This window comes from Bacteroides salyersiae, assembly GCF_031172035.1.
Lineage (GTDB): Bacteria > Bacteroidota > Bacteroidia > Bacteroidales > Bacteroidaceae > Bacteroides > Bacteroides salyersiae.
Genome location: NZ_CP133452.1, coordinates 678,544 through 704,983, shown reverse-complemented (window position 1 = coordinate 704,983; position 26,440 = coordinate 678,544). Strand labels below are relative to the sequence as shown.

Sequence of the window (26,440 nt, the reverse complement as noted above, 5' to 3'; positions counted from 1 at the left end):
AAGAGGTTATGAAAAGAATTAGTTTTTTAGCTTTTTTTACATTATTATTTATGGCGGTAGAAATGGTAACTGCATTTATTGATATGTGGGGACATACCAATCCGCGTACTTTGGTAGAAAAGAGAACGGAACTGATACAAGAACAGGTGGAAACAGGAAGTCAGATTGGGACAAAGTTTGTGCAGGAACTGAATATAATGCCGGCTGATGATCAATTGACTTTAGATTCTGTACAAAACACCCGTTTTGACGTGCAGACTCCTTACGCAGTGAAGAAAGTGATCGCTTGCGGGTGGGTTCCCTGGTGGATGGGGCTTTTCGGAATTTTGTTTTTGCCGATTCTTCCGTTGCTTATTTGGGGGGCTGTCAACTTTATTAAATTGTTGATTTCTGTATTTAAGCATGAAATATTTACGCGGAAAAATGCGCGTAGATTGCGCATATTCGTATATACTATCAATGGCTCTTTGGCCTTCATCTCATTGTATGATTGGTTGGTATATCATTGTATAGCCAGTCAGACTACAGTGCCCGGATATGTGATAAGCAATTATGAATTTGCTATAAGCTGGAGTGATATGTTCCTGATGTTGCTTTTCGCCGAGATTTTTGCATTGGGTGTGAAGTTGCAAGAGGAACAGGAACTGACCATTTGACCTAAACTGAAAATAAAGAAATTATGGCTATAATAGTAAACCTTGATATTATGATGGCCCGAAGAAAAATCTCTTTGGGCGAGTTGGCGGAAAAGGTGGATATTACACCTGCTAATCTTTCGATCTTGAAAACCGGTAAGGCAAAAGCGATCCGGTTTTCTACGCTTGAAGCTATTTGTAAGGAGTTGGATTGCCAACCGGGAGATATTTTGGAGTATAAGGAAGGCGACGAATAAAAGGAGGGGCTTCCTGTTCGGTGCAATTTAGTTTACAGATGAACCGGATCAGGAAGCCTTTTCTGCAAGAAAGTCAGCTTATGGTTGAAGTACCGGGCTACTATCCCGACAAGTAATGCCGCAATGATGGTGCCTTCGCGTACTCCCGTCACTCCACCGGACAATAGCAGCGATGTGATGCATGCCAGTGTCATTAACGTGCAGTCAAAACCTATTTTTACCCATCCGAATTCTTTCTTCTTTTTCTGTGAGATTGCATGTACGAATGCTTCTCCGGATAGCATTACCACATTGGCTATTACTTCCAGACTTACCCCTAACCCCAAGATGATACAGCCCAAGACCAGAGTTATTATTTTCCAAAGATAAAATTCAGGCACGACCCATGACAGCATAAGCATGGATATGTCTATGAAAAAGCCGAAAAGGACGGAAATGGGGAGCTGTAGCCATTGCTTTTTCTGGAAATCTTTTTTTAATAATAGCATTTGTCCCGTTATGAGGAGCAGATTCAGGATAAAGGTCAATGTTCCCAAAGTGACAGGGAATCCTAAGCTGATGGTGTAGGGTAAACTGGAAATGGGAGAGGAGCCGAGACCTGCTTTGATAATTAAACTGATACCTACTGCATTTGTGAATAGTCCGATGGTGAATAGTGTGTATCTTCTTACCGTTTCTTTTTTTGACATCTTTATTACTTTTCTTTTCGGCGGCAAAATTAAGCAATTCTTCTTTGGTAAATTTATCGCTAAGTTTCAAAGTTTGTTGTCTGTGAGAGTCAGATTTGCTACCTTTGCCGGTATGAATCAACAGCGTGAATTTCGAAAATCAGAAGAACCTTTCTATTTTGTGTGTTATGACAAGCCGACACAGAAAGAGTTGTACGAACGCAATTATAAGCTGATAAAGGTAGCGGAAGGCGGAACGATTACCTTGTCTTGCTGTGGGGAGACACTTACCGCGAAGGAGGGAGATTATTTGTTTGTAAATCGTGGTGGATTTTCAAAAATACGGATATTACCCGGCAAAAGCGGCCGTTTTCGTTTGTTATGTTTGAATCTTACAGAAAAGTTTCTGAAAACATATGCGCAGAATAATTTGATTCCCGTGTATTCCTGCTCTACTTCATTTTATTTTCGGAAGATCGGTGAGAATACTCTGCTGAAAGCTCTCTTTTCTTCCTTGGCTGTTTATGCGGATGAGGAGGTAAAGCCCGATAAAAAGCTGGTTGAGTTGAAGTTAGAAGAATGTCTGCATCTGTTGACTTTTATAGATAAGGAAATTGTTTCGGCTCTTTTTTCCGGTCAACTGGATATTCAGAAAGATTTGGTGGAGTTTATGAATGCAAATTATATGTTTAATGCACCTTTGGAACATTTTGCCGAGTTTTCCGGCAGGAGTCTTTCCACTTTCCGCCGGGAGTTTGTACGGCTTTTCGGTACCACACCCAATAAATGGTTAATAGCTAAACGGCTTGAAGTGGCTTATCAGAAGATAACGGAAGAAAATCTGAAACCATCGGATATTTATTGGGAGTTGGGTTTTGAAACATTGGCACATTTTTCCCGGAAATTTAAAGAGCGGTATCATATAGCGCCTTCACAGTTGAGAAAATGATGTGCCAATGTGTCAATAGGTTAATGTGCCGGATTAAGGCAGTACGCACACTTTGTGCATAGCACCGGCTACTTTTACAATATAGATGCCGGTGTTTACCGTTTCGTCGGCTTTCTGATTGCATGTACCGTTTGCCACCGGTTTGCCATCGGTTGTAACGATTGTATAGTCTGCACAAACATCGCTTTCGATGATGATTTTACCATTGGCTGCATATACTTTTGCGTTTACGGCTTGAGCTTGTTTGATGCCGGTATCCTTGGAACTTGCCACGACAAATTTGCCGCCAAGATTACCGTTATCTACCGGCTGCACGGCAAATTCATAATCGGTAGTATTGAAACCTTTCATGCGGATTTGCTGACCGTTGATTAAACGCGCGCTTACTTTGGAGTCATAAGTGGTGTTTCCGAGTTGAAGATTGGTTTCAATGTTGGCAGGAACATAGGTATATGTATAGGTAGTTCCGAATTCATCCGCTTTTTTGGCTTTGATGTATATATTGTAACGGATTGCTTCTGCCGGAGTGGTATCATCTGTTGCACTTCCCCAAGAGATGATTACGTCGGAATCTTCTTCTTTTACTTGCACATCTGCATCATTCACGAACTTCGGAGCTTCGTTCATGGCCAGATCGCTGGTCAGATTGTTGGGAACGACCCGGTTGAACCAGTTAGGCTCTTTCGGTCCCCATCCACTGATAGAGTAGTCCAGAGCACCGTCATGGTTGAAATCAACGAAGTTAACATCGGATTCGTGAGAGTTAACATTGTCATTCAGGTATTCACGGGTGAAACTATTGTCTCCGTTGTTGTAATACAGGTTGGTAAGTGAATATTCTGTTTCGGTCTGTCCGTCTGTCGATGACCAGCCACACTGAATCATAATATCGATTTTTCCGTCGTTATTGATGTCACCTACAGCCGGTACGGCTCTGGCTGCCAACAACTGAGTCACTTCGGTTTTTAAAGGTTCGGCAAAAGTTCCGTCACCATTGTTGATATATAGGTTACCGATGGTGTTTTGAGTTTCTGTTTCGCTGTTTTTAAAGTCTCCAAACTCCAGAATATCCGGATAGCCGTCGTTATTGACATCTGCGGTAAAGGTAGTACCGCTTTTTTGTCCTTCAAAGAAGCCTTGTTGGGTTGTTTCGCGGAAAGTTCCGTCACCATTATTAAAGTAGATGGTAGTTGTAGCCACCCAGCCATTGGTCTGATCGTTTCCGGAGACAATGAGGTCGAGATAACCGTCTTTGTTTAAGTCGCTCAAGTAGATAGAACCGGTTGTGATTGTCTTGAAAGGCTCGATCCCTTCACCGTCTTCTCCTACCGGATTTTGTACCTCTTCAAAGGTTCCCTGATTATTCCGGTATAGAATGACGTGCCAGCTTTCGTCTTTACGCGCCCAGCCGGTCATGAATAAATCCGTCCAGCCATCATTGTCATAGTCGCCGGCTGCACAGAAATATCCCCGGTGTTGGCCTTCGCTTTCTCCGATGCCCAATTCGTCTATTTCTTGCTGAACCGCATGCTCAAAAGGATTTTCCGGGTCTCCCGTTCCTCTCCAAATGGCTGTATAGTTTTCCCGGCCGTTATCGGTTGCTCTTTTTCCTTGCACGTAGAGGTCCATGATACCGTCGTTGTCAAAATCTAAGACCACCGCTCCGGCAATTTCCAATTTGGGGATATCGACCGGTATGTTTGTGAATTCGCTTCCCTCTTCATTTCTGAACAGATATGCATGTCCCAAATCTTCGTGTTTTCCACCGATAACAAAGCGATCCATGTATCCGTCGTTGTTATAATCGAACCATAAATCCTGTCCCCATTGGAACCAGGAGCATACATTTGCCCCTTCCGGGTCGCTGGGGTCTCCCCAAGGTTGTTTGACGGGATCTCCCCATTCTACTTTTACAGGTTCTGTTGCCAGTGCATTCGAGGCTACTATAGCGCTCAATGCCATTGTCGATAGTAATTTTCTAATTTTCATAGCGTGAATATTTAATAGTTAATATTAATCAGAATAACTCATGGTCAGTAGTAAGCTGGGCAGTAGTAAGTAGTTAAGTAGTCAAGTAGTTAAGTAGTTAAGTAGAAATGACTTGTCTAATGTATCCTCCTTAACTACTTACTACTTAACTACTTACTACTGCCCAGCTTACTACTGCATATGAATGATTCCGGTTGAAATGATTAGTTTTTATAAATAAGTGTACTTTGGCTGATATCGGGGGTGGTACATTTTATACAGTAATATCCTTTGGATAAATAGGGTACCGGGATGCAAAGCGGATTATTATTGGCTGCATAGTTCGGATAAAACGGACGCCCTGCAATATCGTAAAGATGAATGTCGGCAGTAAGCTCCCGTTCCGGAAGTTGTACGTAGATACTTTCATTCTTCTGCTCATACCATATTTTTACTTTCTCCGTTATTTCCGTGCCTTTCATTTCGGTATCATCGGGATCCGGATAAATACGTATCACGAAACCGCCTCCTTCTGCTACTTGAAAACTCATTTGAGTCTGACTGGTAACATCGGCCGTATAGCATTTGCATGCTGTCGCATCTCCGGTACGGCTCGATGTATCGTTGTTCTTTTCCGGTATATCTTCAATAATGTAGGCTTTATAACGTGTATTAGGATCAAGGAATGAAAAATCAACGTTGAGACTGCGTTCTGTCCAGTTGCTTAATCCGCCTATATACCATTCGTTTCCTGCCCTGCGTGCCATGACTGCATATTCGCCGATTTTCCCTTGCAGGGGTTTCGTTTCGTTCCAGACGGTAGGTACGTGCTTTAAGAACTCCATTATCTCCGGGAATTTCCGGTATTCCGTCGGTGCATCGCTCACGAATCCCAATGTCTGATGATATACTACATACTGAGCCATCTGGTGTGCGCGTGTACCCAAGCTCCAAGGGGCGCCGGTACCTTTCCAGGTCCATCCTTTCCGGGTTTTGTTGCGCAGAGAGCCGGGTGTCATATCCATTGCTCCTCCAAGCATGCGAAGGAAAGGGATCACCGTGTGGTATACCGGGTTACAATTATCGTTCCATTTGTTACTTTCTTCACCTGTCACTGCCTCGTAACTGATGATATTCGGGTAGGTACGGTGCCATGCCACCGGTTTGGGACAGCCGTGCAGCAACAGCATCAACTGGTTCTTTGCACAACGTTCTGCCATAGTCGGTATCCAGCCGGCTGCAATCTGATCGTCTCTGGACATGAAGTCGGCTTTCACACCGGATATCCCCCATTTTTTGAAACGGGCAAGCATCGGTTCATCAACAAGCAGGAAATTGAAATAGCTCCACACCATAATTTTAATGTTCTTGCTCCGGGCATATGTACACAGCTCTTTGATGTACTCTTCCCCCCAGCCGGCATCACAGGTCATCCATTCAAATCCCATTTCTGCTGCAAAGTCGACATAATACTTATAGAATTCGAGCGTATGAGGACGTCCGTCGCCGAACGGACCATAGATAAAGCCTAAATCACCTTCAAGCTCGCCGTCGTGCAACCATTCGAAAGCGGTTCTGCCTCCCGATATCCAGGAAAAGTCTCCTTCTACCTGTGGTTTTGCTAATTTGTAAACCAAGTCATTGTTCATAAGTTCCGAATCATCATGGCTGATGATAAATCCACGCCACGGGTAAGTGCGTTTTCCCGGTGTCACGGCAATGTAGTCGTAACGCTCTAATACAGCCTGTGAGTCGTATTTATTTTCGTTCTTGATCTTTTTGGGATATTCGGCCCATTTGCCTACTAATTTATTTCCGGCCTCTTTTTTTAATAAGTACATACCCGGGTAATTTTCCAAGTCGGACTCGATAACCGTGATTCCGATTGCTTTCTTATTATTTCTGAAAAAGCAGGGATTAATGCCGTAGTCTCCTGTTTTGATCGACTTCACACTTAACTCACGTTTATAGGGGAGTTCCCACTGGCTCATGGTACGTTTGTCTTCGTCATAGGCAATCCAGACTTGCGGATTGTCTTTAAAATTGAATTCTGCTATTTCGGTACGAACGGTGATACTTCCACTGATTTTACTTTCCATCCGGTAGGCTACTCCTTCGTCATACGCCCGGCAGTGCAAGGAGTAAAGAGAGCCTAAATCGAGTATCATTTCATTGTAAGTGTCGTCTATTTCGTCATTTTCGCCCAGATGCATCGGGATTTTCTGACTGATAAAATTCCGGGTACACTTTTCCACTACCGGATTTTCTCCTAAAACCAGTTGGCGGCCGTTCCTCTCTACCACCATTGCAATGGGAGAGATTTCAGAGATCGCCTCTCCGCCGGAAAATAGTTGGTAAGAGAGAGTATCTTCTGTTATAATTTTAAGTTCCAGCGTTCCGTTAGGCGAACTGACTGTATACTCTTTTTGTGCTTTTAGCTGCAAGGTTGCTGCAAAGCATAAGACGATGATTAAAATAAGATGTTTTTTCATATTCCGTATGGTTATTAACAAGTTCTATCTGTCTCTTTTATTGGCTGCTACAAAGGAACGGCATAGTTGTCACATGTGGAATGGATATTTCTATTCTGAATATGGATAATTTTACCTTTACAGAAAGCGTTATCATGAAAAGTAAGATTATCCATATTCGTGGTAAGATTATCTATTCTTTTTTTTCTGTCAATCAGCTTATTTTGCAATCGGATAGGTCAGGAGGAGGTAAGTAGTCAGGTATTAGGTAGCAAGTAGTAAGCAGGTAGGTGGATAAGTAGTTAATTAATAGGGTTGTAGATAGGTAAGTAGTTCGATGGTAAGAAGTATAAGTTATATATTATAAATACGATAAAATGGAAATAAAAAGAAAGATGAGTAACACATTGGGGGCCGGCCTTTTACTGCTGGCATCCGCTTTTAGTTTTTCTGCACAGGCTGCACAGGTTTTTCTGCATAGCGGCGAACCGGTTGTTGCCTGGAAGTTGAAACCGCAGGCCGAAGTGAAAGAAGACGCAAACACTTTGTGTAATAAGGGATACAATGTATCTTCATGGGTAGATGCTGTAGTTCCGGGGACTGCTTTTACGGCTTATGTAAATGCCGGACTGGAAAAAGACCCTAACTTCGGTGATAATATCCATAATGTAGATCGTGCCAAATACGATCGCAGTTTCTGGTACCGTACCGAGTTCAGGATTCCTGCCGATTTTGATAAAGAACTGATCTGGCTCAATTTTAACGGGGTGAACCGTAAGGCGGAAATTTATCTGAACGGACACAATTTGGGTATTCTGGATGGCTTTATGCACCGGGGACGCTTTAATGTAACCGATATGGTGGATAAAACCGGTGAAAATGTATTGGCTGTGTTGGTACATATGCCGCAAACTCCGTTGGCCAACTGCGGTAGCCCTACCTATCTTTCCAGTGGTGGCTGGGACTGGATGCCATATGTCCCGGGATTGAATATGGGTATTACCGATAAAGTATTTTTGAGCAATACGGGAGGTGTGACTCTGATTGATCCGTGGATACGTACTGATTTACCCACTCGTGCGCGGGCGGATATATCTGCACAATTGGAAGTGAAGAATAATGAGAATAAATCGGTTAAGGCCGTAGTGACGGGTATGATCAAGCCGGGTAATATTACTTTTAGCAAAGAGATCGATTTATCTGCCAATACGACTTCTACCGTCAGCTTTGACAAACGTTATTATCCGCAATTGATGCTCGACAGTCCCCGGTTGTGGTGGCCGAACGGATACGGAGAACCGAATCTGTATACTTGTACCTTCGAAGTAAAGGTGGATGATAAAGTTTCCGAAACGAAAGATGTTACTTTCGGTATAAAGAAATATACTTATGATAAGGAGAATAACACTTTCCACATTTATATCAATGGGGTTCCCGTATTTGTAAAAGGGGCCAATTGGGGGATGTCGGAATACATGCTTCGTTGCCGTGGTGCCGAATATGATACAAAGGTTCGTTTGCATAAAGAGATGAACTTTAATATGATACGTAATTGGCTGGGCTCTGTGACCGATGAGGAATTTTATGAAGCTTGTGACAAATATGGAATTATGGTGTGGGATGATTTCTGGATTAATTCCAATCCGAATTTGCCTTACGATCTTAACGTGTTCAATAATAACATGATGGAGAAGATTAAACGCATACGCAATCATCCGAGTGTGGCAGTGTGGTGTGGAGATAATGAATCCAATCCGCAACCGCCGTTGGAAGGCTGGATGGCCGAGAACATCAAAACGTTTGATGGGGGCGACCGTTATTTTCAGGCAAATTCCCATGCACAGGGGCTGACCGGTAGTGGCCCGTGGGGGGCTTTCGAACCTCGTTTCTACTTCTCTAAATATCCTGACGGACTGGAAGGCGATCCGGCACGCGGCTGGGGATTCCGTACGGAAATAGGTACTGCTGTAATGACTACTTTTGAGAGCTTTAAAAAGTTTATGCCGGAAGAAAACTGGTGGCCGCGTGATGATATGTGGAATAAGCACTATTTCGGGCAGAATGCTTTCAATGCGGCTCCCGAACGTTATGACGCTTCTATCGCAAAAGGTTTCGGTAAGCCTGAAGGCATTGAAGATTATTGCCGTAAAGCGCAGCTTATCAATATCGAGTCGAACAAAGCGATGTATGAAGGCTGGCTGGATCGTATGTGGGAAGATGCATCGGGCATCATGACCTGGATGGGGCAGTCGGCATATCCTTCAATGGTTTGGCAGACATATGATTATTATTATGATCTGACGGGTGCTTATTGGGGGGCGAAGTCGGCTTGCGAACCGGTACATATTCTTTGGAATCCGGTGACGGATGGTGTAAAGATTGCCAACACAACGGCACGTGATCTGGAAGGGTTGACTGCCGAGGTTAAAGTATACAATCTGGATGGTAAACCGGTAGCGACTTACACGAAATCGGCTACGGTCAATTCGCCCAGTAACACTACCGTACAGTGTTTTACCATCGATTTTAATAAAGAACGCAAAAATCTGTCTTTAGGAAAACCGACTTATGCGTCGAGTGTCACTTACGGGCAACCTTCGGATGCTACGGACGGTAAGAAGGACACCCGTTGGGCAGCAGCCAAAGCGGATAATGAGTGGATCTATGTAGATCTTGGCAGTGTGCAGCCTGTCGGTGGTGTTCGTTTAGATTGGGAGGCTTCGTTCGGAAAAGCTTATAAGATACAGGTATCGAACGATGCGGAAAACTGGAAGGAAGTCTATAAGACGGATGAAGGACGCGGTGGTGTAGACGAAATTACCTTCCCCGAAGTGGATGCCCGTTATGTACGTATGTTCGGTATCGAACTCGGCTGGTGGTTCGGTTATTCCTTGTGGAGTTTCGATGTCTTGAGTGGAACGCAGCCCAGTGAAGGATTGAGCGATGTTCATTTTATCCGCCTGACCTTGAAAGATAAAGCCGGAAATGTAGTTTCGGAAAATAACTATTGGCGTGGTAACGACCGTTTGAACTTTACGGCTTTGAACACTTTGCCGAAAGCGGATTTGAAGGTTTCTTCCAAAATGGTGAAAAAAGATGGAAAGGCGGAAATCCAGGCTTCCATCACCAACCCCGCTTCTGCCAAAGGTGTTGCCTTTGCCGTGCATGTGCAGGCATACCGCACCTCGGATGGTGAGCGCATTTTGCCGGCTATCATGAATGACAACTATTTTACCCTTATGGCGGGTGAGAGGAAGAATGTTACCATTACGTTCGACGAAAAGTTATTGGACGGCGGTTCTTATAAACTGGTGGTGACCCCTTATAACAACTAACATATAACTGTTCGGGATTTGCGATTAGACGGTTTATGATGTTGTACGATTGAAATAACTCCAATCGCATATCATAACCGTCTAACTGCAAATCCCAATTTTTTTCTCGAAGATAGATCAATACTCTCATTTTATAGTACAAATGTAGAAGATCGGCCCGGAATATATTTAAACACACCAAGATATCTACATTGATTATATTTATCGATACATTTAAAACTCGATCCGAGAGTCGATAATACTACATTTGCAACAGGTCTTTGACTATTAACCAAGTTTTAAATTAAAAATTATGAAGCACATTTTCTCTTTAAAGAAAAGTATTTCCCTTTTGTCGGTTGCGTTTGCCTGCTTACCTTTTACAAGTGGCGTTGCCCAGCAAATGACTGCTTTTGAAAGGGTGGGAACAGATGATGAATCCGTACAGGAGTTTTTTCCCGGTGAGCACCGGGCGCGCCCGGTATTGGGCGCATATACCAATAGCGGATATATGGGATTGTTCAGTGGCGGCCAGGATTTAGGTGGTTCGAGTGGTTGGTACACCGATTCCCGTTGGGGAGATTTGGGTGACGGGACATTTGCCAACCCCATCCTGAATGGCGACTATTCCGATCCGGATGTTATCCGGGTGGGAAATAAATATTATATGATCTGTTCTGAGTTCCATTTTATGGGAATACCGGTTCTCGAATCCGAAGATATGGTTAACTGGACCATTATCGGTCAGATATACGATCGTATCGACTATCCCGGCTTTTCGGAAATGAAACGTTATGGCGACGGTAGCTGGGCGCCTGCTTTGCGCTATCATGACGGGAAATTCTGGATGTTCGTCTGTATGCCGAATGACGGTTTGTTTATGTCTACCGCCACAAATCCGGCCGGCCCCTGGTCTCCGTTGCATTGTGTGAAGAGTGCCGGTGGTTGGGAAGATCCCTGTCCGTTCTGGGATGAGGATGGGCAAGCTTATGTCGGGCGTAGCCAGTTGGGCGGTGGCCCTATTTATATTCATAAAATGAGTGCGGACGGCACACGGCTTCTTGACGATGGTCAGAAAGTATATGAAGGTCCGGTGGCCGAAGGCACGAAACTTTTTAAAAAGGATGGTTACTATTACATCAGCATTCCCGAAGGCGGCGTCGGTTCCGGTTGGCAGACGGTGATGCGTTCTAAAGATATTTACGGTCCTTATGAATCGAAGCGTGTGCTGGAGATGGGAGTGACCAAAGTAAATGGTCCGCATCAAGGTGCTTTGGTAGATACTCCCGAAGGAGAATGGTGGTTCTATCATTTCCAGTCGGCTGATCCTCAGGGGCGTGTCGTACATTTGCAGCCGGTGGTATGGGAAGACGGTTTCCCGGTTATCGGCATGGATTATGACAAGAATGGAGTAGGCGAGCCGATGAAAGTCTGCAAGAAGCCTTCTATAAAATGTAATCTAACCCCTCATGCCCCGCAATCGAGTGACGATTTCACATCGGATAAGTTAGCTTTGCAATGGCAGTTCAACCACAATCCGGCAAACGAAAACTGGTCTTTGACATCCCGTCCCGGATGGCTGGAAATTAAAGCGTTAAAGGCAGAAAACGTGCGCGAATCCCGTAATCAGTTTACACAGAAAACGATGGGATACAAAGGAGAAGCCGTCATTCGGATGGATTATTCGGATATGACAGAAGGACAACGGGCCGGTCTGGAATGTATCGGTGATAAATTCTGCGGTGCAGGTATCTTGATGCAAATGGACGGCGGAGTGTTGCAGCCGGTTGTCTATTATGAGAATGAAGGGCAGGTAAAATTGATTAAAACAATAGAGAGAGCGGATGACCGGATAGTTTATGTGAAATTAGTGATCGACGCCTTGACGAATAATCATCAATTTTCCTACAGTTTGGACGGACAGAATTATCTGGACTGCGGCGATTCGTTTCGGGAAGGTTCCCGCGACTGGAAGGGTTCCCGCGTAGGCCTTTACTCCTATAATACGAAAGCGGATGGCGGAAGTGCCTGGTTTGATTCATTTGAGTATAAATTTGACGGCCCCGGCGGGTTGGCGGCAGAAGAATAAAAGGAGGGACTTATGAAAAAGAGATTGATTGCCTGTCTGCTTATGGCGTTGCCCTGTATCGGGGGGATTGCCCACGTCTGGGATGAATTGGCTATTCTTGTACGGTGTAATAGTGATGGAATTTTTACACTTGAAAAGGAATCCTATCTGCCGATAAGTACGTATACCAATGCAGTGTTTTTTGATTTTAACAATGACGGGAATCTCGATTTGCTGATTATGGGGCAGGGAGGAGATTGGAATGTAAGCGGTGATGTTAAGATTGTGGCCTTGTATCGGAACTTGGGAGAAGAGAATGATTATCGTTTTGAGAAAGTTGCCAATCCGGGATTCTTCCCATACAAAGATGAAGGTTTTTACAATCCGATCTCCGTAGGCGATTATAATCACGACGGATATACGGACGTTGTTGTGATGAACTATCACGAGGGGCGGCGTGTGGACTTGTATCTGAATGACCGTGGGAGCGGTACCTTTATCCATCAGGAGCAACAAGTGTTTGAGGGGGCTACCAATGGTTCGGTTATGTTTGGCGATCTGAATAACGACGGTTGGCTCGATATTGAATTTTCCGGATATAGTGACCGGGCGTCTACCGGAATTAAAACCTATATCAACAAGTGTGACGGCTCATTTGCAGACGAGACTCCGGCAAATATTTACGGCGCTTTTCAGGGACAATCCACGTTGGCAGATATTAACGGTGACGGAACATTGGATATTATCAGTACCGGGAATGGCGATAATTGGGTTTGTCTTGCTTCTTTGTTCTACAACACGGTTGATAAGGACGGTAAATGTACCTATCGGTATGTTTCGGAAAAAGAAAGCAACCTTTTGGGAGTCAGTAGGGCCAATCCGTTGGTTGCCGACTTTAATGGTGACGGCCGGATGGATATGGTGATAAACGGGGAACCCAGTGACGGTTCCGGATATAGAAACCGTATCTATTATCAGACTCCGGAAGGAAAGTTTGTGATGGATAAATCTTATCCGGTGGTTCCGGTCAATCAGGACGGGGGTATTAATATGGGTGATGTGAATGGCGACGGCAATATGGACTTGATAGTCGGCGGTTATGTAGGAACTTACGATAAAGCTCCCGACTCTTATTATTCTTCACCGTTGCGGGTTTATGAGAACAATCCTCAGAAAAACGGGCTTCCCGGAAATACTTTTCCCGAGCCTCCCGCCAAGGTTACGGCTACGATGGAGGGGGATGAACTCCTGATCACCTGGTTACCCGGTTCCGATAAAGAGACCCCCGAAGCGGCCCTGCGCTATAATATTTATGTTCGTAACGAGACTACCGGTGAACTGTACACCATGATCCCGGTAGATATTGAAACCGGTAAGCTGAAAGTCGGTACTGATTTGCAGACTTCTCTTTCTTCCGCTCTCAACTCTTATCGGATGCGTGTGTTCGGTGAAGGTAAATATACGGTAGGGGTTCAGACGTTGGACCAGTCATATGCCGGTAGTAAGTTTGCGACGGCCGGTTTCTCGGCAACGGGTATCCGGCAAGTTGCGGCGTCCGATCATTTCAGAGTCGTTACTGTAGATTCCGGAGTAGTGATCCGGGGAGTGGATAACCACAAGGTGGTGGTTTATGCCATGGATGGCAGAACGGTTAATACGGGCTTTTCCAATACGGTTATCCCTTTGTCGGAAAAAGGAGTGTACGTTGTTTCGGTAAGTGGAGAAGACGCACCGCTAAAGTGCATGTATTGACTACTCCGAGAAATATACTGATTAAGTAATGGTAAGATAGTTTATTATTCGATTCTTGATAGACTTTAGGTGTAAAAACATGGGGATGTTTTCATGCACAACATCCCCATGTTGCATATAAGAACATCCCCATGTTTTGTGTGACAACATCCGGATGTTTTGATATCCCGGTTTTATAGAAAAATGATGGCGGAGCATATATGGCTATGGAATTACTTGTTATGTATTGGTAATAAGGATATTTATGCTTGTTTTTTAATAAAAGCTTCTGGAAGTCACGTATATAAGTTAGTCCTGAAATGTAAAAAGGAGTGAGTGGGCGAAGAGGATACTACTTTGAACACTGGATTACATGGATATGGCAAAAAAACTTGTAATCCAGTATTTAAAGTATTTATATGGCCATTGTATGATGTGCTGTCTGTGTTGTTGTTCTGAAAAATAGAGTTCTGTTTCTATTTTCTCTATATTGGGTAGGAGATAATTTCAGATAATTGGTAAATAGCCTTGAGAAATAAAGAGGATCATCGAATCCGACCAACGGACTGATTTGATTCACTTTCATCTCCGTTTCTTCTAAATAATGGCAGGCTTTCTCCATACGGAGCTGTGCCAGATACTTGGATGGTGAAGTGCCGATCTGGGCAATAAATATTCTGGAGAAGTAAGAGACGGAAAGATTCACGTGCTCTGCCATATTTCTTAAAGAAAGATGCTTGTGCAGATTCTCCCGCATGAATTTCAAGGAAGTATCGATAATGCTACTCTCTTTGATGGCTTCCGATTCTTTCTTTCCCGAATTAGAACACTTTATGATGCCTAAGAAATGGAAAAATACGCTGGTGGCATAAGACATTTGTTCGGTACTGCTTTCTGATTGCAAGGTACTGAATATTTCCTCAAACAGATCTATTTTGTTTTTGAATCTCGATTGTGAGTTATACGGCATATCTTGAGGGATATCGAAACCTTTACTGAAATACCCGGCTTTTTTACCGTTGAAGTGTATCCAGTAGATAGACCACGGCTTCCCTTTGCTGCTTCCGTAAGCATGGGACATGCCTTGTGGAATGATAAAGAACTGATCTTCTGCAACTTTTAATTTTTTTCCGTTATATTCGAGCCAGCCTTCGCCTTTTACGCAATAGATAAGAATATAGTCGGCAGAATTAGCTGCTTCTCTCCGGCAGTAATGATATTCGGCATTTGGAAAATAACCTATATTAGTAAGGTATAACTCTTTGCCTAATTCATCCTTTTTGAACTTCTCGATAGCAAATAAGGGAAGACTGATCAGTCGTTCGCCTTTAAATCCTTCTTTGATCTTCAGCATAGCATTAAAATAATTAAAGGTTATTGTTCATGATGCAAATATAGGAGAGTGGTTTCGCAATGGATATTCGATAAAAATGAAAAAGTATCAAATTTTAATTTTGATGGGGATTACCCGGCTTTTGAGTGAATATTTTATATTTTGATATCAAAATTTTATATTGTGAGACTTTATATTGGTCTGAAAAGGCGTTTTTTGATACTTTATGGTTATTTTTGCATTTATATATTATATAATCATGAGAATAACTCTGTGTTTTATCATCTTTATTAATCTATGTATATCGTTGTTCGGGCAGGTACATTTTACGCGTTTGAATAATGAAGACGGGTTGTCGCATAGTGAAGTGAAAGCCATATTGCAGGATAGCTACGGTTATATGTGGATCGGAACCCGTAACAAACTGAATCGTTATGACGGATGCGAGTTTAAGGTGCTGGATTGTTATGATCCGGTGGCGAACAGACGGAATAATAACATTGCTGCTTTGTGTGAAGACGCTAACCGGCTTTTGTGGATAGGCACGGACGACGGAGTTTTTGTCTATGATCCGGCTTTGGAAACTTTTACGTATTTGGAACGTTGGTTGAATCCCGACCAGAGTGCGGACTTTTTATATAATTGGGTCTCAAATATTGTTGCCGATAAGGAGGGGAATATGTGGGTCGTCTTACCTTCCCGTGGTATACTGAAAGTGAATATACAGACAAAAGCCTATCGACTCTATTCGATATCGGAGGATACGGTATTTGGAAAGGGCGGGCCGTTGTCACTGACGGTAGATGAACAGGGAACGATCTGGGCCGGTTGTATCGAACAGGGCATTTGCCGGTATGACAGGAAGAAAGACGAATTTGTGCGGGTATTGAAAGAAACCGGAATGTTTCAGGGAAAAGGAGTTTATACGATGCTGTCTTATAAGGAATTCCTGCTTATAGCTTTGCATGAGGGGGGCTTACTGAAATATAAGATGGATACGAAAACACTTTCCCTGCATGATTTTCCGGAAGTGGATAAGGTAATGCTCCGTTGCCTGATGATGTCCAAGGAGGAGGAATTGTGGGTGGGTACGAATAATGGTATCTATATCTATAATGTGTTGACCGGGAGCTGTACTAATGTCAAAAATGATTCTTTCGATTCGCATTCGCTTAGTAATAATACGGTAACAACGATGTATACCGATAGGGAAAAGGGGATCTGGGTAGGTACGTTGTATGGCGGTTTGAATTATCAGAGCCGTAGTGCGGAGAATTTTACGGTTTATATTCCGAATGATCATCCGCAGAGTGTACAGAGCCAGTGGATTCATGGTTTGTATTGGGATGAAGAGACCCAGAAGCTCTGGGTGGGAACGGAAGATGAGGGCTGTTCGGTTTTCGATAAGAATATGTCTGTTTTTACTCCGGTCAATACGCATCCTACTGTTACGGTCACCTGTATCCGGAAAATCGACGGGAATATCTGGATCGGATATTTTAAGAATGGTTTGGATGTGGTGTCTCCGTCTATGAAGGTGACGCATTATACAGGTAAAGAACTGGGCTTGAAAGAGGAAAGCATCTTTGCTTTTTGTGAAGATCATACAGGTACTATTTGGATAAGCGACGGCGGGGGCGTATATACGGCGAAAAAAGGGACGATGCATTTTGAGAAAGTGACGGAGTTCGGCTACGGATATATACAGGATATCAAAGAAGACAGCCAGGGGAATATTTGGATTGCGGCAATGGGAAATGGGGTATATCGGTATAATATCCGTTCACAGGAGGCGGAGCAGTATCTTGCGGATGGTAAGCCCGGTTCTATCAGTTCGAATTCGGTCAGCAGCATTTTGGAAGATAGCAAGGGACGCATCTGGCTTAGCACGGACCGGGGAGGTATCTGTTGTTTTCAGGATGAGGCTTTCGAAGTCTATTCGCTTGAAGAGGGATTGCCGGACGATATTGTTTTCAAGGCTGTGGAGGATACTCGTGGAAATATCTGGTTTGGAACGAACCACGGGCTTGTGTGTCTGAATCCGGAGAGCAAAGAAGTACAGGTGTTTGGTAAAAAAGACGGTTTGAGCGTCTCCCGGTTTAATTATAACTCGGCGGTTGTGGTGGATGGAGAAACGATTTTTATGGGAACCATGCATGGGTTGGTCTCATTCAATCCGGAGCAGTTCGTCAGAAACGATTTAATGCCTTCCGTCTATTTCACAGATTTTCTTGTAAATGGGAAAAACCTTCTCCCCAATGTCATCAACCGGTATGATAAGGATTATAAAATAACACTTAAATACGACGAGCGAAACATCAGTATCCGTTTCGTTGCATTGAGTTTCGCTTCTCCGGGGGCTAACCGGTATGCCTATCGTATGAGTAACGTCGATAATGACTGGATCTATACGGATAAGAATGTGATATCTTATGCGGGGCTTACTACCGGAAAATATGTTCTCCACGTGAAAGGGGCGAATAATATGGGAGTATGGGATGAATCGGAGAAGGTCTTGATGATTGATGTACTGCCGCCTTGGTGGGCATCGCCTGTTGCTTATATCATTTATATTCTGGTAGTGTTTTCATTGCTTTTTTACTGGATACGTTCTTACCTGAAAAGAATTGCCCGTAGAAATGAGGAGAAGAATCTGATTTATACAATCGAGAAAGAGAAGGAGCTTTATGAATCCAAAGTGGCTTTCTTTACGAATATTACGCATGAGATACGTACGCCTCTGACATTGATCAGTGGTCCGATGGATCTGGTGATACAGGAGTCTGTACAGTTTCCGAAGAATATACAACGTTATCTGGGATTGATCAAACAGAATGTAGACCAGTTATTGAATCTGGTAAATCAATTATTGGACTTCAAAGCGGCCGGAAACATGAATAAACCGTTGATCTTTTCGGAGATAAAGGCATTGCATCTGATTGAGTCCTTGAAAGAAAGGTTCTCTGTGCTGCTTTCGGAAAAGAATAAGACTTTTGAGATTATAGCAGACCGCGTAGATCCGGATATCTGTGTAATAGCCGATAAGGATGCGGTTGACAAGATAATGAATAACTTGATATTCAATGCTATAAAATACAGTGACGCTCGTATTACGGTACGGGTGAGTCGTGATGACGAATACCTGACACTTGAAATTATAAATGACGGCTTGTTGGTATCGAAGGATATGCATGAAGCGATTTTCGAACCGTTTGTCCGGGCAGAAAACAGTAAGGAGAATATAGGCGTGGGGATCGGATTATCGCTTTGCCGGAGCTTGGTGGAGCAGCACCGGGGTACTTTGACCTACGAGGAGATGGATGGGCTGAACTGCTTCGTGCTTAAACTTCCGGTTCGCCAGAAGATAACCGAGAATGTACAGACGGTGGAGATGAACGACGGGCAGATTCTGCTGAATAAAAACAGCATAAGGGTTACTCTGTTGATTGTAGACGATCATCCGGATGTGGTGGATTTCTTATCGGAACAGTTGCATGAAGAATATACTGTCCTGACGGCGGCCGATGGCAGACAGGCTTTGGACGTGATAGAACATAATAAGGTAGACATCGTATTGAGTGACATCATCATGCCCAATTTAGACGGATTGTCTCTCTGCCGGAAATTGAAGGCGGAGATAGCTACCAGCCATATATTGGTGGTGCTGTTGACATCGAAGAATGACGTTAGCACGAAGATTCAGGGACTGGAGGCCGGGGCGGATGCTTATGTCGAGAAACCATTCAACCTGAATTACTTATCGGCTTTGCTGAGAAGCTTGATAGTGAACAAAAACCGGGACATCAGCCTGCAGAACACCAAACCACTGATACCGATCGGGCAGGTAGAGATCAATAAGTCTGATGAGAACTTTGTAAATCAGGTGGTGGATATTGTGAATGCAAACATATCCGATCCCACTTTTAATGTGGAGATACTGACGGCAAAGATCCATATGAGTCATTCTAATTTTAGTAAAAAGCTGAAGGGCATTGTAAATATGAGTCCGGTGGAGTTTATCCGTTTCATTCGGCTGAACCGTGCAGCCACTATTTTGTCGCAGGAAGATTGTCAGGTTAATGAGGTGAGTGTGTTGGTCGGCATCAACTCTACAAGTAATTTTATCCAGCAATTCCAGAAACAGTTCGGAAAAACGCCTAATGAATTCCGGAAAGAATGCAAACGGAGAAGGAGCGAACCGGAAAAGTAAAATCGTCCATACTTTAAGTGATTCTCTCTATTTCTTTATAGGGTAAATCCCGGTTACTTTGCGGTCATCAAATGAATGATTAATATTTGTATGACCCTGATGAAAACACAATCGAATCTTTATCTGTTCCTGATAGCCTTGATATCGGCTATGGGAGGTTTTCTTTTTGGCTATGACTGGGTAGTGATAGGAGGTGCGAAACCTTTCTACGAACAATACTTTCAGATAGCAGGTAATCCCGTACTGCAAGGATGGGCGATGAGTAGTGCACTGATAGGTTGCCTGATAGGTGCGTTAAGTGCCGGAAAAATGAGTGACCGCTTCGGTCGGAAGCCGGTTCTTACATTGGCGGCAGGACTCTTTATTTGTACCGCTATCGGTACGGGAGCCGCCAATTCCTTTACTTTTTTCAATGTTTTCAGACTGGTCGGCGGGTTTGCCATCGGTATTGCTTCCAGCCTGTCGCCGATGTATATTGCGGAGATAGCTCCGGCTCATCTGCGCGGACGCTTTGTCGCTATCAATCAGTTGACGGTTGTGCTGGGTATTTTAGCTTCCCAGATCGTGAACTGGCAGATCGCGGAGCCGGTGGAGATAGGAGCTACGTATGAAATGATACGTGAATCGTGGAACGGGCAGATGGGATGGCGCTGGATGTTTTGGGCGATGACTGTGCCGGCTGCTTTGTTTTTCATTTTTAGTTTTATACTTCCCGAGAGTCCTCGTTGGCTGGCCTCTTCCGGCCGTAGGGAAGCCGCTTTAAAAGTCTTTACCCGTATGGGCGGATCTGATTATGCCCGTCGGGAATTGGAAGCGATTGCCGTGGCGTCTTCGGATAAAAACCGGCAAGGTAGCTTTAAGCAATTATTGCGTCCCGGCATGCGTAAAGTGCTGGTAATTGGTGTTGTGATGGCCGTTTTGCAGCAATGGTGCGGTATCAATGTGATATTCAATTATGCACAGGAGATATTTATGGCTGCCGGATATGGAGTATCGGATGTACTGATGAATATCGTTGTGACCGGAATTACGAATGTCGTGTTTACGGTTCTGGCCATGTTCGTGGTCGATCGTTGGGGACGCAAGGCACTTACTTTGATAGGGGCATTCGGGCTGACTGTGATTTATGCCTTTATGGGGGCAGCCTATTATTTTCACATTACCGGGGTCGTGTTGCTGATTATTGTCGTGACTGCCATTGCATGTTATGCCATGACGTTGGCTACAACCATGTGGGTAATTATCTCCGAGATCTTCCCCAACCGGGTTCGTGGAGTGGCGATGTCGGTTTGCACTTTCGCCTTGTGGGCTGCCTGTTTCATCCTTACTTATACTTTCCCGGTATTGAATAACGGGTTGGGAGCGGCCGGTACTTTCTGGCTTTACGGCATCATCTGCCTTACCGGCGGAATATTTGTAGCACTCTATTTACCCGAGACCAAGGGAAAGAGTCTGGAAGAATTGGAAAAAGAATTAATAAAATAGCAATTATTATAGTATGGAAAAAGTAACTCAATATCTGATTAAGAGTACAGTGCATACCAGTGAGGTACGCGCGTGGGAAGAGGATATTCTACTTCCCACCTATGAAATAGGAAAGGAAGAAAAGAATCCTATTTTCCTGGAAAAGAGAGTGTATCAAGGTAGTAGCGGGTCTGTCTACCCTTACCCTGTGGTGGAAAAGATCTCCGATACGAAAGTGGAAAAGAAATATCATGCTCTCTTTATCGAGAATGAATATATCAAGGTCATGATCCTGCCGGAATTGGGTGGTCGCATACACATGGCTTATGATAAGGTGAAACAACGCCATTTCGTATATTATAATCAAGTGGTGAAACCTGCTTTGGTAGGTCTTACCGGTCCGTGGATATCAGGAGGAATCGAGTTCAACTGGCCGCAACATCACCGCCCCTCTACTTTTCTGCCTACCGATTTTTCTATCGAGGAGAATGCCGACGGCAGTAAAACGATCTGGTGTAATGAAGTGGAGCGCATGTTCCGTACCAAAGGGATGCAGGGTTTTACACTCTATCCGGGTAAGGCTTATATTGAAATTAATGTGAAGATTTATAATCGTACAGCATTTCCTCAGACATTCTTGTGGTGGGCCAATCCGGCCGTGGTGGTGAATGACCATTACCATTCGGTGTTCCCACCCGATGTAAATGCTGTGTTCGATCATGGTAAGCGGGATGTATCTTCTTTCCCTATTGCTACCGGGGTGTATTATAAACAAGACTATTCGGCCGGGGTGGATATTTCCAAATATAAAAATATTCCTGTTCCCACTTCTTATATGGCTATCCAATCGAAATATGATTTTGTAGGTGGTTATGAAGACGATATCCGGGGAGGTTTGCTACATGTTGCCGACCATCATGTTTCTCCGGGTAAGAAACAATGGACTTGGGGAAACGGGGATTTTGGCAAGGCTTGGGACCGGAATCTTACGGATGAGGACGGACCTTATATCGAACTGATGACAGGAATGTATACGGATAACCAGCCGGACTTTTCATGGTTGCAACCTTATGAGGAGAAGTCGTGGGTGCAATATTTCATGCCTTACAGCGAGGTGGGTTATGTAAAGAACGCCACTAAGGATGCCCTGTTGAATGTAGAACTGAAAGACGGCAATGCCCGTTTGGTTCTTTATACGTCAGGTGTCAACAAGGATGTGCATCTGTTGGTGAAAGATATCCGGGGAGCATTGCTGTTCGATAAAACGATTCAGGTTTCTCCGGTAGAGCCGTTCATTGCCACTTTCCCGGCCGAAGGGTTGAAAGAGGAAGAGATCCGGGTAGAGGTCCGGGATAGCGAGGGCAAGGTAATGTTGACTTATCAGGCTGATAAGCCGGAGATAAAACCGGTACCGGATCCTGCTAAGGCAGCAAAAGATCCGAAGGAGATCGCTTCGATGGAACAACTGTTCCTGACCGGGCTTCATTTGGAGCAATATCGCCATGCTACCTATAATCCGATGGATTATTATCAGGAAGCTTTGCGGCGTGAACCGGGAGATGTACGGTGCAATAATGCCATCGGGTTGTTGCTGATGCGTAAAGGGCAGTTTACTGCTGCCGAGAAGTATTTCCGTACGGCTGTGGACACGCTGACCGAACGCAATCCCAATCCATATGACGGTGAACCCTATTATAATTTAGGCTGGAGCTGCAAGATGCAGGGAAAGATGGACGAAGCTTATGATGCGTTTTTCAAATCGGCCTGGAATGCGGCCTGGCAGGATGCCGCTTATTATGCCCTGGCACAAATAGATACGGCAAGGGGTAAGTATGAGAGTGCTTTGGATAAGGTGGAACGTTCGCTCATCCGTAACTGGCACAATCATAAGGCCCGCCAGTTGAAAGCCTCTATTCTGCGTAAACTAAACCGGAAAGAAGAAGCATTGGAACTGATACGGGAATCTTTGAAAATAGACCGTTTCAATATGGGATGCCGTTTCGAGCATTATTTATTGACGGAGGATCAGAATTTACTGGCAGAGATGACTGGATTAATGCGCCGTTGGGAACATACATTTATTGAATATGCGCTCGACTTTGGCGGTGCGGGTCTGTATGATGAAGCCATTTTGTTTTTGGAAAGCTATCTTTCGGAAACCCGTAAAGTGTATCCGATGATTTATTATGCCCTCGGGTATTTTCATGCCTGCCGGGGAGAGAAAGCGCATGCACTGGACTATTACCGGAAAGCGGAAAAGGAAGACCACTCCTATTGTTTTCCGAACCGTATAGAAGAGGTCTTGATTTTGCAAAATGCCTTGGAATTGAACGACCGGGCTGCTAAGGCCGCTTACAGCTTGGGGAACTTCTGGTATGCTGCCCGGCAGTATGACCGTGCCATTGAATGTTGGGAGACCTCGGCCGCTATTTGTCCTGATTTCCCTACCGTATGGCGTAACTTGTCATTGGCGTATTATAACAAACAGGATAATAAGGCCAAAGCATTGGAGGCGTTGGAAAAGGCATTCCGTCTGGATGAGAACGATTCACGTATCTTGATGGAGTTGGATCAATTGTACAAGCGTTTGGGGTATTCGCATGAACGGCGTCTTGCATTTCTTGAAACTCATTTGTCCACAACGGAAGAACGGGATGACTTGGCTATCGAACGCATCACGCTCTATAATCAACTGGGACGTTATGATGAGGCGAAAGCATTGATTGCCGGTCGTAAATTTCATCCGTGGGAAGGTGGAGAAGGAAAGATTACCGGTCAGTACGTGTTGTGCCGGGTGGAGCTTGCCAGGGTGGCATTGCGTGAACAGCGTTATGCGGACGCATTAGCTTTGCTGGAAGAGACGGATCAGTATCCCCACAATTTAGGAGAGGGCAAACTGGCAAATGCCGAAGAAAATGATATTTGGTATTATAAAGGAGAGGCTTACCGGGGTTTGGGTGATGAAGAGAAGGCGAAAGTTTGCTTCGAGAAAGCGACTGTCGGTTCCGCCGAACCGCAGCAGGCATTCTATTATAACGATCAGCAGCCGGATAAGATATTTTATCAAGGTCTGGCCTGGCGTGCATTGGGAGATGAGAACCGGGCTCGGGGTTGTTTTAACAAGCTGATCAAACATGGAGAAAAGCACTTGTTTGATACTTGCCGCATCGATTATTTTGCCGTTTCATTGCCCGATCTGGCTATTTGGGAAGACGACTTGAACAAGCGGAACCGCATTCATTGCAATTATGTGATGGGACTGGGTTATCTGGGATTGGATGAAATCCCGGAAGCTGCCGGCTTTCTGGATAAAGTCATAGAGTTGGATATCAATCATCAAGGTGCGCAAATTCACCGCAGTTTATGTGACGCTTAATTTTTATATGAGAAGATCTCCATAGGTTTGCATATGGGGATCTTTTTTCTTTTCAATACTTTATAATGAAGGTAATACACGAAATCGCAGGTTATACGGCAATGGGTGAACCTGTTTTTTATTTTAAGGTAGTCAATGCTTCCGGTGCCTGGGTAGGATTTACCAATTGGGGAGCCCGGTGGATTGAAGCGGGGGTACCCGATAGTGAAGGACGGCTGACGGATGTGATAACCGGTTATGATAATCCGATGGAGTATTTGTCCGATACCTATTATATGGGAGCTACGGTCGGTCGTTTTGCCAACCGGATCGCAAACGCATCGTTTCTGATAGACGGCCTTACCTATCGGTTGGAGACGAATGACGGGCGACATACAAATCATGGAGGCTATTCCGGTTTTCATCAGCGATTGTGGAAATGGGAAAAGTTGGCTGACGGCATCTGTTTTATGTTGGCTTCACCGGATGGCGATGGAGGATATCCCGGTAATTTGGAGGTAACGGTGGAGTATCGCTGGAGCGAATGCAATGAATTGTCGGTGGATTATTTCGGAGTGTCGGACAAGCCTACCTATTTGAATATGACGAATCATGCCTATTTCAATTTAAGCGGAACAAAGGAGAAGATTCTTTCGCATTCATTGTATATTCCTGCCCAAAAGATAGTAGAGACAAACGCCGGGTTTATCCCTACGGGTATGGTAACTCCGGTGGCAGGCACTCCTTTTGATTTCACTTGCCGTAAACAACTTGGTGAGGATATATATACGGATAATCAGCAGTTGCGTGATAATAGGGGATATAATCATTGTTATATCCTGAAAGAACAGCCTTCCCATGATATGGTATTGGCGGCTTGTCTCTGCGAACCTGTATCCAAGCGCCGTCTGACAGTGATGACGGATCTGCCGGGGGTATTACTCTATACGGCAGGCTATTATGAATCCCCCGATACGGCAGTCTGCCTGGAGACGCAGTTCTTTCCGGATACGCCTTCGCATCCTCATTTCCCTTCGTGCCTGTTAAGACTCGGAAACGAATACAGACAACGGACCGTCTACCGGTTTGACTTGGATTTTTCGGAATGATACAGGATGTTTTTTATCCCTTCTTTTTGGCTTTGTATTCCGAGGGAGGTATGCCCATCGTTTTAGTAAATAACCGGGAAAAGTAGAGAGAATCTTCATAACCCACCAACGGACTGATCTGGCTGATTTTCATATCGGTGAAATCCAGATAGTGGCATGCTTCCTGTATTCTTAGATAGTTCAGATACCGCAAAGGCGAAGATCCGGTCTTCTCTTCGAACAGGTTGGAGAAATAAGAAGTGGATAATTTTACTTCACCGGCAATGTCCGTCAGACGAATCTTCTTATTCAGGTTCTCTTTCATGTAATGAATGGCAAGCTGTACTACATCTTTTCGTGAATAGTTCATAGAACCGCAGTCACGGTATTCTCCGATAAATTTCATAGAACCTAAAAAGTGGAACAGGCTGGTGGTGGCGTACAACATATAATTCTTGTTGTATCCGGAATTGATGGCGGAATAAATCTCCTCAAAGAGCGTCAGCCGTTCTTTTATCCGGGAGTGTGCTTCGGGAGTAATGTTACATGGACGGTCGAATCCGCTACTGAAGAACGCCGCCTTTTTCCCGTCGAAGTGTATCCAGTAGATGGTCCAGGGATTGGCGGTATTACTGCCATAAGCATGTGCCACGTGTTTGGGGAGAATAAAGAATTGGTTGGAATTGATTTCGTTCCGCCGGTGGGCCAGTTCAAACCAGCCTTGTCCTTCTACACAGTAGATAAGGACAAACTCATTAACCTCTTCGGCGGTACGTTCGCAATAATGAAAATTGGCATGCGGATAATAGCCTATATCAGTGATATATAGCTCCTGGCCCAGAGGGTCTTGTTTTAATTTTTCGATCAGGAAAGCCGGTAATACAATGGTACGCTCTCCTTTGAATCCATTTTTAATTCGTGGCATGTCT

The 26,440-nt window shown here is 44.3% G+C and carries 15 protein-coding genes; 10 read left to right on the top strand and 5 right to left on the bottom strand.

All coding sequences use genetic code 11. The features are described 5' to 3' along the window. The first annotated feature begins 8 nt into the window (after positions 1-8). On the top strand, positions 9-656 hold the full coding sequence (locus RB604_RS02810; RefSeq protein WP_005928749.1) for a DUF2975 domain-containing protein: 648 nt from the start codon (positions 9-11) through the stop codon (positions 654-656). Positions 657-679: 23 nt separating this feature from the next. After that, the gene (locus tag RB604_RS02805) at positions 680-892 is read left to right on the top strand and encodes a helix-turn-helix domain-containing protein (protein ID WP_005928752.1); all 213 of its coding nucleotides are present in this window, start codon (positions 680-682) and stop codon (positions 890-892) included. Between the two features lie 32 nt (positions 893-924). On the opposite strand, the gene RB604_RS02800 is transcribed toward RB604_RS02805, so the two are convergent. After that, a complete protein-coding gene (locus RB604_RS02800) occupies positions 925-1,581 on the bottom strand; it encodes a YczE/YyaS/YitT family protein (protein ID WP_055293992.1) in 657 nt (218 codons plus the stop codon). An 82-nt stretch (positions 1,582-1,663) separates the two neighbouring features. Between RB604_RS02800 and RB604_RS02795 the strand changes: the two genes are divergently transcribed. Next, complete coding sequence (locus RB604_RS02795; RefSeq protein ID WP_224203528.1) at positions 1,664-2,509, top strand: helix-turn-helix domain-containing protein; 846 nt, start codon at positions 1,664-1,666, stop codon at positions 2,507-2,509. A gap of 33 nt (positions 2,510-2,542) precedes the next feature. On the opposite strand, the gene RB604_RS02790 is transcribed toward RB604_RS02795, so the two are convergent. Both RB604_RS02790 and RB604_RS02785 read right to left on the bottom strand, forming a co-directional pair. After that, a complete protein-coding gene (locus tag RB604_RS02790; RefSeq protein ID WP_055293743.1) occupies positions 2,543-4,498 on the bottom strand; it encodes an FG-GAP repeat domain-containing protein in 1,956 nt (651 codons plus the stop codon). Positions 4,499-4,701: 203 nt separating this feature from the next. Further along, positions 4,702-6,969: a glycoside hydrolase family 97 protein gene (locus tag RB604_RS02785; RefSeq protein ID WP_055293741.1), complete on the bottom strand. Its 2,268-nt coding sequence runs from the start codon at positions 6,967-6,969 to the stop codon at positions 4,702-4,704. A gap of 374 nt (positions 6,970-7,343) precedes the next feature. On the opposite strand from RB604_RS02785, the gene RB604_RS02780 reads away from it, so the two are divergent. The 3 genes from RB604_RS02780 to RB604_RS02770 all read left to right on the top strand — a co-directional run bounded on the left by RB604_RS02780 (position 7,344) and on the right by RB604_RS02770 (position 14,082). Continuing rightward, positions 7,344-10,283 carry a galactose-binding domain-containing protein gene (locus RB604_RS02780; RefSeq protein ID WP_055293989.1) on the top strand — a complete coding sequence of 980 codons (2,940 nt, stop codon included), beginning with the start codon at positions 7,344-7,346 and terminating at the stop codon, positions 10,281-10,283. Between the two features lie 292 nt (positions 10,284-10,575). After that, positions 10,576-12,351: a glycoside hydrolase family 43 protein gene (locus RB604_RS02775; RefSeq protein ID WP_122282020.1), complete on the top strand. Its 1,776-nt coding sequence runs from the start codon at positions 10,576-10,578 to the stop codon at positions 12,349-12,351. Positions 12,352-12,363: 12 nt separating this feature from the next. Continuing rightward, entirely contained in the window at positions 12,364-14,082 is a 1,719-nt protein-coding gene (locus tag RB604_RS02770; RefSeq protein ID WP_055293736.1) for an FG-GAP-like repeat-containing protein, read from the top strand. A gap of 394 nt (positions 14,083-14,476) precedes the next feature. Here the strand turns inward: RB604_RS02770 and RB604_RS02765 are convergent, their stop codons facing one another. Beyond that, complete coding sequence (locus tag RB604_RS02765; RefSeq protein WP_055293734.1) at positions 14,477-15,415, bottom strand: AraC family transcriptional regulator; 939 nt, start codon at positions 15,413-15,415, stop codon at positions 14,477-14,479. Between the two features lie 238 nt (positions 15,416-15,653). Here RB604_RS02765 and RB604_RS02760 point away from each other — a divergent pair, with 238 nt between their 5' ends. The 4 genes from RB604_RS02760 to RB604_RS02745 all read left to right on the top strand — a co-directional run bounded on the left by RB604_RS02760 (position 15,654) and on the right by RB604_RS02745 (position 25,532). Then, on the top strand, positions 15,654-19,604 hold the full coding sequence (locus RB604_RS02760) for a hybrid sensor histidine kinase/response regulator transcription factor (RefSeq protein ID WP_055293987.1): 3,951 nt from the start codon (positions 15,654-15,656) through the stop codon (positions 19,602-19,604). A 90-nt stretch (positions 19,605-19,694) separates the two neighbouring features. Next, on the top strand, positions 19,695-21,089 hold the full coding sequence (locus RB604_RS02755; protein ID WP_055293732.1) for a sugar porter family MFS transporter: 1,395 nt from the start codon (positions 19,695-19,697) through the stop codon (positions 21,087-21,089). A 13-nt stretch (positions 21,090-21,102) separates the two neighbouring features. After that, positions 21,103-24,444 carry a DUF5107 domain-containing protein gene (locus RB604_RS02750; protein WP_055293730.1) on the top strand — a complete coding sequence of 1,114 codons (3,342 nt, stop codon included), beginning with the start codon at positions 21,103-21,105 and terminating at the stop codon, positions 24,442-24,444. 65 nt (positions 24,445-24,509) lie between these two features. After that, positions 24,510-25,532 (top strand): aldose epimerase family protein, encoded by a 1,023-nt coding sequence (locus tag RB604_RS02745; RefSeq protein WP_055293728.1) that lies wholly within the window; start codon positions 24,510-24,512, stop codon positions 25,530-25,532. A 13-nt stretch (positions 25,533-25,545) separates the two neighbouring features. Here the strand turns inward: RB604_RS02745 and RB604_RS02740 are convergent, their stop codons facing one another. Further along, positions 25,546-26,436, bottom strand: a complete 891-nt coding sequence (locus RB604_RS02740; RefSeq protein ID WP_055293727.1) for an AraC family transcriptional regulator — start codon at positions 26,434-26,436, stop codon at positions 25,546-25,548. Positions 26,437-26,440 lie beyond the last annotated feature (4 nt).